This window comes from Solirhodobacter olei (assembly GCF_004010155.1).
GTDB lineage: Bacteria > Pseudomonadota > Alphaproteobacteria > Rhodobacterales > Rhodobacteraceae > Solirhodobacter > Solirhodobacter olei.
Genome location: NZ_RRYH01000003.1, coordinates 213,423 through 226,438, shown reverse-complemented (window position 1 = coordinate 226,438; position 13,016 = coordinate 213,423). Strand labels below are relative to the sequence as shown.

Annotated in this window: 11 protein-coding genes; 5 read left to right on the top strand and 6 right to left on the bottom strand. The window is 69.5% G+C overall.

Annotated features, from left to right (window positions below; all coding sequences use genetic code 11):
* Positions 1 to 26: 26 nt before the first annotated feature.
* The gene (locus EIP85_RS03325; RefSeq protein ID WP_164871630.1) at positions 27 to 986 is read right to left on the bottom strand and encodes an OmpA family protein; all 960 of its coding nucleotides are present in this window, start codon (positions 984 to 986) and stop codon (positions 27 to 29) included.
* 18 nt (positions 987 to 1,004) lie between these two features.
* On the opposite strand from EIP85_RS03325, the gene EIP85_RS22730 reads away from it, so the two are divergent.
* Complete coding sequence (locus EIP85_RS22730; protein ID WP_164871629.1) at positions 1,005 to 1,493, top strand: hypothetical protein; 489 nt, start codon at positions 1,005 to 1,007, stop codon at positions 1,491 to 1,493.
* A gap of 350 nt (positions 1,494 to 1,843) precedes the next feature.
* Here EIP85_RS22730 and EIP85_RS03315 read toward each other — a convergent pair whose 3' ends face one another.
* The 3 genes from EIP85_RS03315 to EIP85_RS03305 all read right to left on the bottom strand — a co-directional run bounded on the left by EIP85_RS03315 (position 1,844) and on the right by EIP85_RS03305 (position 5,085).
* Positions 1,844 to 3,130, bottom strand: a complete 1,287-nt coding sequence (locus tag EIP85_RS03315; RefSeq protein WP_127900722.1) for a vWA domain-containing protein — start codon at positions 3,128 to 3,130, stop codon at positions 1,844 to 1,846.
* 73 nt (positions 3,131 to 3,203) lie between these two features.
* Positions 3,204 to 4,115 (bottom strand): AAA family ATPase, encoded by a 912-nt coding sequence (locus EIP85_RS03310; protein ID WP_422067202.1) that lies wholly within the window; start codon positions 4,113 to 4,115, stop codon positions 3,204 to 3,206.
* Between the two features lie 46 nt (positions 4,116 to 4,161).
* On the bottom strand, positions 4,162 to 5,085 hold the full coding sequence (locus EIP85_RS03305; protein WP_127900720.1) for a LysR substrate-binding domain-containing protein: 924 nt from the start codon (positions 5,083 to 5,085) through the stop codon (positions 4,162 to 4,164).
* Between the two features lie 110 nt (positions 5,086 to 5,195).
* Between EIP85_RS03305 and EIP85_RS03300 the strand changes: the two genes are divergently transcribed.
* Positions 5,196 to 6,416, top strand: coding sequence for an acyl-CoA dehydrogenase (locus EIP85_RS03300; protein WP_127900719.1), 1,221 nt, complete (start codon positions 5,196 to 5,198; stop codon positions 6,414 to 6,416).
* A gap of 6 nt (positions 6,417 to 6,422) precedes the next feature.
* Here EIP85_RS03300 and EIP85_RS03295 read toward each other — a convergent pair whose 3' ends face one another.
* Both EIP85_RS03295 and EIP85_RS03290 read right to left on the bottom strand, forming a co-directional pair.
* Positions 6,423 to 7,112 carry a GntR family transcriptional regulator gene (locus EIP85_RS03295; RefSeq protein WP_127900718.1) on the bottom strand — a complete coding sequence of 230 codons (690 nt, stop codon included), beginning with the start codon at positions 7,110 to 7,112 and terminating at the stop codon, positions 6,423 to 6,425.
* A complete protein-coding gene (locus tag EIP85_RS03290) occupies positions 7,109 to 8,473 on the bottom strand; it encodes a formimidoylglutamate deiminase (protein WP_127900717.1) in 1,365 nt (454 codons plus the stop codon). Before EIP85_RS03290 ends, EIP85_RS03295 begins: the two co-directional genes overlap by 4 nt.
* 71 nt (positions 8,474 to 8,544) lie before the next feature.
* Between EIP85_RS03290 and hutI the strand changes: the two genes are divergently transcribed.
* The 3 genes from hutI to hutU are packed head-to-tail and all read left to right on the top strand — an operon-like array spanning position 8,545 to position 13,006.
* On the top strand, positions 8,545 to 9,735 hold the full coding sequence (gene hutI / locus EIP85_RS03285) for an imidazolonepropionase (protein WP_127900716.1): 1,191 nt from the start codon (positions 8,545 to 8,547) through the stop codon (positions 9,733 to 9,735).
* Positions 9,725 to 11,263, top strand: a complete 1,539-nt coding sequence (gene hutH, locus EIP85_RS03280) for a histidine ammonia-lyase (protein WP_127900715.1) — start codon at positions 9,725 to 9,727, stop codon at positions 11,261 to 11,263. The genes hutI and hutH overlap by 11 nt, the downstream gene beginning before the upstream one ends.
* 57 nt (positions 11,264 to 11,320) lie before the next feature.
* Positions 11,321 to 13,006 carry a urocanate hydratase gene (gene hutU / locus EIP85_RS03275; protein WP_127900714.1) on the top strand — a complete coding sequence of 562 codons (1,686 nt, stop codon included), beginning with the start codon at positions 11,321 to 11,323 and terminating at the stop codon, positions 13,004 to 13,006.
* Positions 13,007 to 13,016: the final 10 nt, after the last annotated feature.

Below are 13,016 nucleotides of genomic sequence, written 5' to 3'. Positions count from 1 at the left end.
GGCGGGCGGGGGCGGCGGCCCGGACGTCAGTTCTGCACCGTGCCCCGCGTCGCCCTCGGCAGCAGCGGCGTGATCCGCCGAACGATGACGCGGCGGTTGATCTGGTCAGGGCCTTGCACCGGCACCTTCAGATCAGCCTCGCCGTAGCCCTGCACGATCAGGTTCTGGGGCGGCACGCCGTAGTTTTCGGTCAGCGCCAGCGCCGTCGCCTCTGCCCGGGCGTCGGACAGCGCGAGGTTCTGCGCCGCACCGCCGGTGGTGTCGGTATGCCCCTCGATCAGGAAGACCTCGGCGGGGTTGCGGGCGATCATCCGATGCATCGCGCGACCGAGCGGCGCCAGCGAGCGCGCCCGCGCCGGCGTCACCGCAGCGGAACCGGAGGCGAAATTCAGCGTCCCCAACTCGACCTCGGGCACGAGGTCCCGTACCGCGCGGTTCTGCAGGATCTGGCCCAGCGAGAAGTGCCGCCCCGGCCGCTGGAGCGGCCGGATCTCGAAGGTCCGTTTCAGCACCGCGGGGCCGGTCTGGGCGCTCAGGACCAGGTCCACCGGCGAGGGCGGTGGCAGACGGCCTATCGTTTGTGCAGGGGCTGCGTTGGCCCCACCGAAGAGGATCCACGGCCGCTGCCCCGGCCGATAGAAGCGGCGGCTGAGGATGCGGCCATAAGGGTTCGTTCGGGTCAGGATGACAAGGCCGTCCGGCTCCTCAACCCGGGTCAGCACCGTGCCGTCGCGGGCGCGCCGGGTCGTGACCGTGGCGCCGGGCCGGCGCAGCAGCGTATTCGGGTCGTGGTAGAGGCCGTAAGTCCCGCGCGGCGTGCGGTAGACCACGCGGTTGCCGTAGTTATGCACCACCCGGTCGCCATGGTTGAGAACCTGACCGATCACCGCGCCGGCCAGGAGAGCGAGGCCAAATTTCGCGAAATCCTCGCCGCCGCCGGACTGGCCGAGATGGTGGCGGTAGCTGTAATCGCTGCTCCGCGGCACGTCTGAACGGCCAATATGATGGACCCGGCGTTCCGCCTGCGGCTGGGCCTGGATCTGTTGGGCTTGGGCGTGGTCAGCACGGGTCTGGTTGGCATGGGTCTGATCGGTATGGGTCCGCGTGCTCGGTTGAGGGGCGGGGCGCGGCTGGGCCAAGGGCATTTGTTGCTGCGGCCGGGCCTGGGGCCGTTGCCGCGATTGTGGCTGCGCCTGATGCTGGGGCCGGGCCTGGGGTTGCGTCTCCGACCGGCGCTTGTGCTGGGACTGGTCCTGATGCTCGGCCTGGTGATGCGGGGGATGGTCCTTGTGATGCTGCGGCGGGGCGTGCTGCGGCGGCCGGGCGCGATCATGCCGCGCCTGCGGATGGCGGTGATCTGCCTTTTTCGCGCCGGACCTCCGCGGCGGTGGCTTGCAGCTCGGGTCGTGGGGATCGCAGCTCGTCTGGGGCGCGGCGACGGCTGGAACGGGCGGAAGCTGCACGACCGCGAGGGTCATGCACAGGGCGGTTGAGATGCGCAGTGCGCGATTGGTCATGATCTCTCCTCCAAATCCGGGCCCGGGCACGAAACGACCCCTGGGCGGGACGAGCAGCCTTGCGGCCCTGATCCCGATATGGGTGGCCGCGCGGCGCGCTGCCGGCGGCCGGGATCACGCGCACTCACCTCTGCGTCAGTGGCAAAAGCCGGCCGGGCCAGATCGGCGGAAAATGGAAAACGCCGCGGGAGGGAGACCCGCGGCGTTCCACTAGGCCCGCGAAAGGGAGATGCATCGGGCCAGAGCTGCCGCAACGGAAGGGGAGTTCGCTTTGCGGCGCTTGAAAAGACCCTACGCCATGCTGCACCGCGGCAGTTTGATCCAGGTCAAACCGGGTGCGCGGCGTTCCGACGCAACCCCCCGGAAAGCGCCGCCATCAGGCGGGCCTTCTCGCCGCCATCCTCCGCCGTGCCGAGCGCGTGGGCCAGATCCTCCAGCGAGGCGATGTTGTGGCCGGCGCGGAAGCTGTCGACATGCGGCAGCATCGCTGCGATGCCACGGGCGCGCGGCGCGAAGCCCTCCCAGCGCAGAAGCGGGTTGATCCAGACGAGGCGGCGGGCCGAGAGATGCAGCCGCTCCATCTCGCGCGCCAGATCCTCTGGCGCGCCGCGGTCGAGCCCGTCTGTGATCAACAGCACCACCGCGCCCTGCCCAAGGACCCGGCGCGACCAGTCGCGGTTGAAGCGGTGCAGGCAGTCACCGATGCGGGTGCCGCCTTCCCAGTCCTGCGCCTCCGCCCCCGCGCCGGCGAGGGCCGCATCGACATCACGGGCGGCCATCTGGCGGGTGATGTTGGTCAGCCTTGTGCCGAAGGTGAAGGCGTGAACCCGGGCCCAGCCCGCGCCCTTGTGGTTCGTAACCGCATGCACGAACTGCAGCACGATCCGCGAATAGGCCGACATCGAACCCGAGATATCGCAGAGCACGACGAGGTTCGGCCAGCGGGTCCGCCGGGCACGCCGGGCCACGGCGCGGATCTCGCCGCCGCTGCGCAGGCTCGCACGAAGCGTGCGCCGCCAGTCGGCCCGCGCCCCGCGCGCGGCCGGCCCCGTCCGGCGCGACAGCATTGGCCGCACTGGGAGGGAGAGCCGCGCCAGCATTCGGCGCGCCTCGGCCATCTCGGCCAGCGACATCTGCTCGAAATCGAGGCTCTTCAGCCGTTCGTCGGCCGCCGCCGTGAGGCTCGCGTCTATCTCGACCTCGGGCGCATCCTCCGCCTCCGGGCGCTCAGGGGCCTCGCGCGCGACCTCGCCCAGAAGCGCCTCGGCCGCGCGCCGCTCCGCCGCCCCTGGGCGGCGCTCGTCCTGCAGCCCGCGCATGGCCGGGACGAGAAGGCCCATCATCTCCTCCAGGACCCGCGGATCGCGCCAGTAGAGCTGGAAGAGCTGGGCGAAGATCGCCCCGTGCTCGGGCCGGGAGACGAAGCAGGCGTGAAGCGTCCAGTAGAAATCCTGTCGCTCCGAAAACCCGGCCGCCGCTACTGCCCGGATTGCCTCGACCACCCGGCCGGGGCCGATCGGCAGGCCCGCCCGGCGCAGCGCACGGGCGAAATGGGTGATGTTGACAGTGAGCTTGCCGTTTTCCGGAAGCGCCAGGGCGGAGAGGTCGATCATCGGCGGGACCGGGGGCGCTGCCCCCGAAACCCCGGGATATTCGGGCCAGGATGAAATGGGGCCACGGAACGGGTCATGCTGTCGCGAGCTCTCTTCGGACCTCTTCGAGCAGTCTCTTGGCCTCTTCGCCCTGAATGCGGGCGATGTCGTCCTGGTATTTCAGCAACGCGCCCAGGGTGTCGGCGATCACCTCGGGGGTGAGGTCGATCACGTCGAGCGCAAGGAGGCATTTCGCCCAGTCGATCGTCTCGGCCACGCCGGGGCGCTTGAAGAGATCCTCGGAGCGCAGGCGCTGGACGAAAGCCACCACTTCGCGCGACAGCGCTTCCGCCGCTTCGGGGGCGCGGGCGTGAAGAATCTCCGTCTCGCGCGCGAAGCTCGGGTAATCGACCCAATGGTAGAGGCAGCGGCGCTTCAGCGCGTCGTGGACCTCCCGGGTGCGGTTTGAGGTAAGGATGACGATCGGCGGCTCCGGCGCTCGGATGGTGCCGAGCTCGGGGATGGTGACCTGGAAATCCGACAGCGCCTCCAGCAGGAAGGCCTCGAAGGGTTCATCGGTGCGGTCGATCTCGTCGATCAGCAGCACCGGGGGGCCGCCGGACTGGGGGCGCATCGCCTCCAGCAGCGGGCGGGCGATCAGGTAGCGCTCGGAGAACAGCTCCGACTCCAGCGCCTCGCGATTGGCAGTGCCACCGGCCTCGGCGGTGCGGATGGCGATCATCTGCGCGGCGAAGTTCCAGTCGCAGACGGCCGAGGCGGCATCGAGCCCCTCGTAGCATTGCAGCCGGATCAGCCGGCGGCCGAGTGCCATGGCCAGCGCCTTCGCGATCTCGGTCTTGCCGGTGCCGGCCTCGCCCTCGAGGAAAAGCGGACGGCCGAGCTTCAGCGCAAGGAAGACGACGGTGGCAAGCGGCCGGCCGCAGACGTAATCCTCGCCCGCCAGCAGCGATTGCACGGCATCGATTGATGCTGGGATCTCGGTCACGATGTGCTCCTCCCCGACGGGATGCTCTGCGGGCGGGGCCGAGCCGTCAAGGCACCCGTTGGTCGTGGTTGACGCCTGACGCCCCTGCCCCCGCCTCCACCGTCGCCCAGGCCCGGAAGGAGGCGAGCGGTGCGCGCTCCGGCCGCTGCTTCGGCCAGACGAGGTAATAGCTGCCGAGCGCGCGGACCGGCCCGCCGAAGGCCGGGACCAGCCGTCCCTCGGCGAGTTCCCGGCCGATCAGGAACATCGGCAGCAGCGCGAGGCCAAGGCCATGGATCGCCCCCTGCATCATCGTCGCGAACTGGTCGAACAGCATTCCCGGCGGCCGCAGCCCGGTAAGCCCGTGCTGCGCAAGCCATCGCCCCCAGTCCCCGGTGCGGCTGTCGAGTTGGAGGAGGGGCAGCCCCATCACTTCCTCTGCCCGCGAGAGCGGCTTCGGCAGCAGCCCCGGCGCACCGACGGCCAGGATCTCCTCGTCCATCAGCCTGAGGTAATCGACGCCGGGCCAGTCCTGCCGGCCGTAATGGATCGCCGCGTCGAACCGGCTTTCGGCGAAATCGAAGGGGCGCAGGCGGGTGGAGAGGTTCACCGTCACCTCCGGATGTGCCTCGGCAAAGCGAGAAAGGCGCGGGGCGAGCCAGTGCATCCCGAAGGCCGGCAGGATGGCGAGCGAGAGGCTGCCGCCGGTCGGGTTGGCGCGCAGCGTAAGGGAGGCCGCCGAGAGGATGGAAAGCGCATGGCGGGCCTCGCGAACATAATCCTGCGCCGCTGGGGTCAGCCGCAGCCGCTGGCGCTCGCGGATCAGGAGGGGAATGCCGAGCTGCTCCTCCAGCACCTTCAACTGGCGACTGACGGCGCCCTGGGTCAGCGCAAGCTCCGCCGCGGCGGCAGAGGCGGTGCCGAGCCGGTCGACGGCCTCCAGCGCCAGGAGCGAGGGCAGAGAAGGCAGGTAGCGGCGGGCGAAGGTCATGAGTTTTCCTCATGAAATACGGATGGAGTTTCGATAGCCCCGGGGCGGCTTTCATGCAATACCGCGGGCCAGTTTCACCCTGCCCCGACCAGCCACCGAAGGAGGATGCGATGACCGATCGCCCCGCGCTGAAGCCCAAGGACGCCCCCGACCTCGCGCGCTTCGACTGGGAGGATCCGTTCCGGCTGGAAGACCAGCTTTCCGAGGACGAGCGGATGATGCGCGATGCGGCGCGCGCCTATGCGGCCGAGAAGCTCGCTCCCCGCGTCACCGCCGCCTTCCGCGATGAGGCGACCGACCCCGCGATCTTCCGCGAGATGGGCGAGATGGGGCTTCTGGGCGTGACCGTGCCCGAGGAATACGGCGGGCTCGGCGCGGGCTACGTGGCCTACGGCCTGATAGCGCGCGAGATCGAGCGGATCGATTCCGGTTATCGCTCGATGATGTCGGTGCAGAGCTCGCTGGTGATGTACCCGATCTACGCCTACGGATCGGAGGAGCAGCGCCGGCGATACCTGCCGAAGCTCGCGTCCGGCGAATGGATCGGCTGCTTCGGGCTGACCGAACCCGATGCCGGATCGGACCCCGCCGGGATGAAGACGAAGGCGGAGAAGACCGCCACCGGCTACCGGCTGAACGGCGCAAAGATGTGGATCTCCAACGCGCCGATCGCCGATGTCTTCGTAGTCTGGGCGAAGTCCGACGCGCATGGCGGCAAGATCCGGGGCTTCGTGCTCGAAAAGGGGATGAAGGGTCTCTCGGCGCCGAAGATCGGCGGCAAGCTCTCGCTTCGCGCCTCGATCACCGGGGAGATCGTGCTGAAGGACGTGGAGGTGGGCGAGGACGCCCTGCTGCCCCATGTCGAGGGGTTGAAGGGGCCGTTCGGCTGCCTCAACCGCGCGCGCTTCGGCATCTCCTGGGGTGTCATGGGCGCGGCGGAGGCCTGCTTTCATGCCGCCCGTCAGTACGGCCTCGACCGCAAGCAGTTCAGCCGGCCGCTCGCCAATACCCAGCTGTTCCAGAAGAAGCTTGCCGACATGATGACCGAGATCTCGCTGGGTCTTCAGGCCAGCCTGCAGGTCGGGCGTCTGATGGATGCCGGACAGGCCGCGCCGGAGATGATCTCCATCGTCAAGCGCAACAACTGCGGCAAGGCGCTCGATATCGCCAGGACGGCGCGCGACATGCACGGCGGCAACGGCATTCAGGAAGATTTCCAGGTCTTCCGCCACATGGCGAACCTCGAGACGGTGAACACCTACGAGGGGACGCACGATGTCCACGCCCTGATCCTCGGCCGGGCGATCACCGGGCTGCAGGCGTTCTTCTAAGGCGCCTCAGACAGCCGTGCGCAGCCGGTAGCCCGGCGCGTAGGAAAGCCGGACCCAGGTGACCGGCGCCGCGCCGAGCCAGGTCGCCCGCTCGATGACGAAGAGCGCGGCGCCTTCCGGCACGGCGAGGCGGCGGGCTTCCTCCGTCCCGGCGCTGGCGGCGGAAAAGGAAATCTCGCCCGCAGTGTAGGCGACGGTCTTCACCAACCACTCGTTGACCGACAGCTCTGGCCCCGGCAGATCCTCGGGCAGCACGTCAGGGTTCAGCCAGCGGTCCTCGTAGAGGAACGGCTGCCCGTCGGCGAAATGAAGCGTGGTGAGGTGAAGAAGCTGCGCCCCCTCCGCCAGCCCAAGATGCGAGGCGATGACGGGCGGCGGCTCGGCCTCGCTCCGCCCAAGCAGGCGGAAGGAATAGGACTGGCCGCGGCCCTCGACCTCCAGCCGGATGACGGAAATGTCGAGCGTCGCCTTGCGAACCGGATGCGTGGCGACCCGGGTACCGGCGCGACGGCGGCGTTCCAGCACCCCGGCGCGGGCCAGTTCGGACAGCGCGCGATTCACGGTGGCCCGGGCGCAGCCGAATTCGGCAGCGAGTTCGGCCTCCGTCGGGATCACCGCGCCCGGCGCCCAGTCCCGCCGCTCGATCCGGCGGAGGACCTCGGCGCGGATATCCTCCCAGCCCTGAGGCGCGGTCACAACCGATCCCTCAACCGCGCGAGGGTCGTGCGGTAACGCGCGGTGATCGCATCATGTTTCGCGTGCCGCCCGTCGCGGACGAGCGCCCGGCCCGCGGACCAGACAAAACGCACCATCCGGTCATCACCCGCAAAGATCCAGGCGTCGAGGAGGGCGTCCCCAATCCGCCCCTCAAGATCGACATGTCCGCCGTCGAGGGCCAGCAGATCCGCCCATTGGCCTGGCGCGATCGCACCCGATGGACGGCCCGCAGCCTGCGCCCCGCCTGCCACGGCGCCTTCGAAAAGTAGCCGGCCGGTGGAGCGTGCCGGCTCTGCCAGCATTGCCCGCCCCCGGTCGCGCAGGCGCTGCGAATATTCCAGGCTGCGAAGCTCCTCGGCAAGGGAGATGCGGATGTTGCTGTCAGAGCCCACGCCGAACCGCCCGCCCGCGGCAAGGAAGCGGATGCCATCGAAAATGCCGTCGCCCAGGCTCGCCTCGGTGATCGGGCAGAGGCCCGCGACCGCGCCGGTCGCGGCCAGTCGCGCGGTCTCCCCGGGCAGCATCTGGGTGCAATGGATCAGGCACCAGCGCGCATCGACCTCTGCATGGTCCAGAAGCCAGTCGACCGGTCGCGCGCCCCAGGCGGCGGAGACCTCATCGACCTCGGCCACCTGCTCGGCCAGATGCATGTGGATCGGCGCGCCCGGGCGAAGGTGGGCGGTGCCGGCCAGCCCCTCGCGGCTGACCGCGCGCAGGGAGTGGGGGGCGAGGCCCAGCGCCGTATCCTCCGGCAGGCCGGCAAGCGCCCGCTCCGCCCCCTCAAGAAGCGTCGAGAAGCGGTTGAGGTCATTTCCGAATCTCACCTGCCCCGGCGCAAGCGCCCGGCCGTCGCATCCTCCATGCTGGTAGAGGACGGGCAGCAGCGTCAGCCCGATCCCCGTCTCGGCCGCCGCCGCGGCGATTCGCGCCGACATCTCCGCCAGGTCGTCATAGGCCGCACCGCCGGGGCGGTGGTGAAGGTAGTGGAACTCCGCCACCCCGGCGTATCCGGCCTCCAGCATCTCCATCTGCACGAAGGCCGCGATCGCCTCCACATCCTCCGGCGTCAGGCGGTCGAGGAAGCGGAACATAAGCTGCCGCCAGGTCCAGAAGCTGTCGCGCGGATCGGGGCCGCGGCGCTCCGTCATCCCGGCCATGGCACGCTGGAAGGCGTGGGAGTGCAGGTTCACCGGCGCGGGCAGAAGCACCGCCACCCGCTCGCCCTCGGGCGCCGCGCCTGCCGCGACGGAGGTGATCCGCCCCTGATCAATCCCCACCGCGACATCCGAGGCCCACCCCTCGGGTAGCAGCGCCTGGGCGGCATGAATGAGATGGGGCATCGGGAACTCCGCTTGACAGGCGCCATTATGTATAGACATATTACTCAAAAGCACAGACATAAGCAAGCGAAATGCCGACGATTCTCCACAATGCAGTGCTGGCCACGATGCGCGGCGGCTACAGCCTGATCGACCGCGGCGCGCTCGTGATCGAGGGCGGGCGGATCCTTTGGGCCGGGCCGGAGGCAGAGCTTTCGGCGACGGGCGAGCGCCATGACCTAGGCGGACGCCTCGTGACCCCGGCGCTGATCGACTGCCACACCCATGTCGTCTTCGGCGGCGAGCGGGCGCGCGAGTTCGAGATGCGTCTGAACGGCGCCTCCTATGAAGAGGTCGCCCGCGCCGGCGGCGGCATCGTCTCCACCGTCGCGGCCACCCGCGCGGCGAGTGAGGATGACCTGGTGGCGCAGGCGCTGCCTCGGGTCGACCGGATGCTGGCCGAGGGCGTCGGCACGGTGGAGATCAAATCGGGCTACGGCCTCGACGTGGAGACCGAGCTGCGGATGCTCCGCGCTGCCCGGCGCATCGCATCTGCGCGAGGGATCACGGTGCGCACCAGCTTCCTCGGCGCCCATGCGGTGCCGCCGGAATACAAGGGTCGGGCCGACGATTACATCGCCGAGCAGGTTCTCCCCGCCCTGCGCGCGGCGGCGGACGAAGGCCTCGTCGATGCGGTCGATGGCTTCTGCGAGGGCATCGCCTTTTCGCCCACGCAGATCGAGCGCGTCTTTGCCGAGGCTAAAGCCCTCGGCCTGCCCGTGAAACTCCATGCCGAACAGCTCTCGAACCTCGGTGGTGCGGCGCTCGCGGCGCGCTATGGCGCCCTCTCGGCCGACCACCTGGAATATCTGGACGAAGCCGGTGTTGGCGCCATGGCGAAGGCCGGCAGCGTCGCGGTCATCCTGCCGGGTGCCTTTTACACGCTGCGCGAAACCCAGGCCCCGCCGATCGAGCTGTTCCGCAAGGCCAGGGTGCCGATGGCGGTCGCGACCGACTGCAACCCCGGCTCCGCGCCGATGACCTCGCTGACGCTGGCGATGAACATGGCCTGCACCTTCTTCCGGATGACGCCGGAGGAGGCCCTTATGGGCGCCACCGCCCATGCCGCCCGCGCGCTCGGGCTTACGGATCGCGGCGCGATCGCCCCGGGCCTCGTCGCCGACCTCGCCGTCTGGGAGGCGGCGCATCCGGCCGAACTCTCCTACCGGATCGGGGCCACCCCCCTTCACACCCGCATCATCGGAGGCCGGTTTGACGCCTGAGACCCTCACCCCCGGCGCCACCCCCCTGGCCCAACTTGAACGCCTCTGGCGAGAGGGCCGGCCCGCCCGTCTCGACCGCACCTGCCGCCCGGCCGTCGAGGCCGCCGCCGGCGCCATCGCCGCCGCCGCGGCGGGCTCGGCCGCCGTGTACGGCGTCAACACCGGCTTCGGCAAGCTTGCGAGCCTGAAGATCGCCGCCGAGGACACCGCAACGCTGCAGCGCAATCTGATCCTGTCGCATTGCTGCGGCGTGGGAGAGGCCTGCCCGACCGCGATCACCCGCCTGATGATGGCGTTGAAGCTGCTGTCCCTCGGCCGCGGCGCCTCCGGCGTGCGCTGGGAGTTGGTCGAGCTGCTGGAGGAGATGCTCGCCCGCGGCGTCACACCCGTCGTGCCCGCGCAGGGCTCCGTCGGCGCCTCGGGCGACCTCGCCCCCCTCGCCCATATGACCGCCGTGATGATCGGCGCGGGAGAGGCGGAAATCGGGGGGCGGATCCTGCCGGGCACAGAGGCGCTCGCCGCCGCCGGTCTTGTCCCGGTCGATTTCGGCCCGAAGGAGGGTCTCGCCTTCATCAACGGCACTCAGTTCTCCACGGCCTGGGCGCTTGCCGGGCTCTTCGGCGCTTGGCGTGCGGCGCAGGCGGCGCTGGTGACCTCGGCGCTTTCGACCGACGCGATCATGGGGTCTACCGCGCCCTTGCAGCCCGAGATTCACGCGCTGCGCGGTCATGCCGGCCAGATCGAGGCGGCGGCGGTCATGCGCGCGCTTCTCGACGGTTCCGAGATTCGCGAGAGCCACCGCGAGGGCGATACCCGCGTTCAGGATCCCTACTGCATCCGCTGCCAGCCGCAGGTCACAGGCGCCGCGATGGACGTGCTGCGCATGGCCGCCCGCACGCTGGAGACGGAGGCCAATGCCGCCACCGACAATCCGCTGGTGCTGACCGGCGCGGGGATGATCGTCTCCGGCGGCAATTTCCATGCCGAGCCAGTGGGCTTCGCCGCCGACATGACGGCGCTCGCCATCTCCGAGATCGGCGCGATCGCGCAGCGCCGCGTGGCGCTGATGGTGGACCCGACGCTCAGTTTCGACCTGCCGCCGTTCCTCACCCCCGATCCCGGCCTCAACTCCGGCCTGATGATCGCGGAGGTGACGACTGCCGCGCTGATGAGCGAGAACAAGCACCTCGCCCATCCGACGGTGACGGACTCGACGCCCACCTCCGCCAACCAGGAGGATCACGTCTCCATGGCCGCCCACGGCGCCCGGCGGCTGACGAAGATGGTCGAGAACCTGAACGTGATCCTCGGGGTGGAAGCGCTCTGCGCCGCTCAGGGCATCGCCTTCCGCGCGCCGCTCGCGACCTCCGCCCCCCTCGCCCGCACCGTCGCGCGCCTGCGGGAGCATGTCCCCGCCCTCGGCCCGGACCGCTACCTCGCCCCTGATATCGCCAAGGCATCCGCCCTCGTCGCCTCCGGCGCGCTCTCCGACGCTGCCGCCCTACCCCTCCCCGTTCTTCTGTCCTGAAATATCCCGGGGTCCGGGGCAGCGCCCTGGCCTCGCGCCCATCCGAAAGGCCCGCCCATGACCAACCCGCGCCACAACCTCCGCGACGTCTTCCCCGCCACCGGCACCGAGATCACCGCCAAGTCCTGGCTGACCGAGGCACCGATGCGGATGCTGATGAACAACCTTCACCCCGATGTGGCCGAGAACCCGCACGAGCTGGTGGTCTATGGCGGCATCGGCCGCGCCGCCCGTACCTGGGAGGATTTCGACCGCATCGTCGCAAGCCTGAGGTCGCTGGAAGAGGATGAAACGCTGCTGGTCCAATCCGGCAAGCCGGTGGGTATCTTCCGCACCCACAAGGACGCGCCGCGGGTGCTGATCGCCAACTCTAACCTTGTGCCGCACTGGGCCAACTGGGACCATTTCAACGAGCTCGATAAGAAGGGCCTTGCGATGTATGGCCAGATGACGGCCGGCTCCTGGATCTACATCGGAACGCAGGGCATCGTTCAGGGCACCTACGAGACCTTCGCCGAGGCCGGCCGCCAGCACTACGGCGGTGATCTCAAGGGCAAATGGATCCTCACCGGTGGCCTCGGCGGCATGGGCGGCGCGCAACCGCTCGCGGCGGTCATGGCCGGGGCCTGCTGCCTCGCCGTCGAATGCGACGAGACGCGCATCGATTTCCGCCTGCGCACCCGCTACCTCGACGAAAAGGCCACGACGCTGGACGAGGCCCTGGAAAAGATCGCCGAGTGGACCGCGAAGGACGAAGCGAAATCCGTGGGCCTTCTCGGCAACGCGGCCGAGATCTTCCCCGAGCTTGTCGCCCGCATGAAGGCCGGCGGCCCCCGCCCCAATATCGTGACAGACCAGACCTCCGCCCACGATCCGCTGCACGGGTACCTGCCCGCCGGCTGGTCCGTCGCCGAATGGCGCGCGAAGCAGGAGAGCGATCCCAAGGCGGTAGAAAAGGCCGCCCGCGCCGCGATGAAGATCCATGTCGCCGCGATGGTCGATTTCTGGAACGCCGGCGTGCCGACGCTCGATTACGGCAACAACATCCGCCAGGTCGCGAAGGACGAGGGGCTGGAGAACGCCTTCGCCTTCCCGGGCTTCGTGCCCGCCTACATCCGCCCGTTGTTCTGCCGGGGTGTGGGGCCGTTCCGCTGGGCCGCGCTCTCGGGCGACCCGCAGGACATCTACGCGACCGACGCGGCAATGAAGAAGCTGTTCCCCGACAACGCCCACCTCCACCGCTGGCTCGACATGGCGCGCGAACGCATTGCCTTTCAGGGCCTGCCGGCGCGGATCTGCTGGATCGGCCTTGGCGAGCGCCACAAGGCGGGGCTGATGTTCAACGAGATGGTTCGCTCGGGCGAGCTGAAGGCCCCCGTCGTGATCGGCCGGGACCACCTCGATTCCGGCTCTGTCGCCTCCCCCAACCGCGAGACCGAGGCCATGAAGGACGGCTCTGACGCGGTCTCCGACTGGCCGCTTCTCAATGCGCTTCTGAACACCGCCTCGGGTGCGACCTGGGTCAGCCTGCACCATGGCGGCGGCGTCGGCATGGGCTTCTCGCAGCATTCAGGCATGGTCGTGGTCTGCGACGGCTCGGAGGATGCCGACCGCCGCCTCGCCCGCGTTCTGTGGAATGATCCGGCGACCGGCGTCATGCGCCATGCCGATGCGGGCTACGAGATCGCGCTCGACTGCGCCCGCGAGAATGGCCTGCGCCTGCCGGGCATCCTCGGAAGCTAAAAGGAAGGCG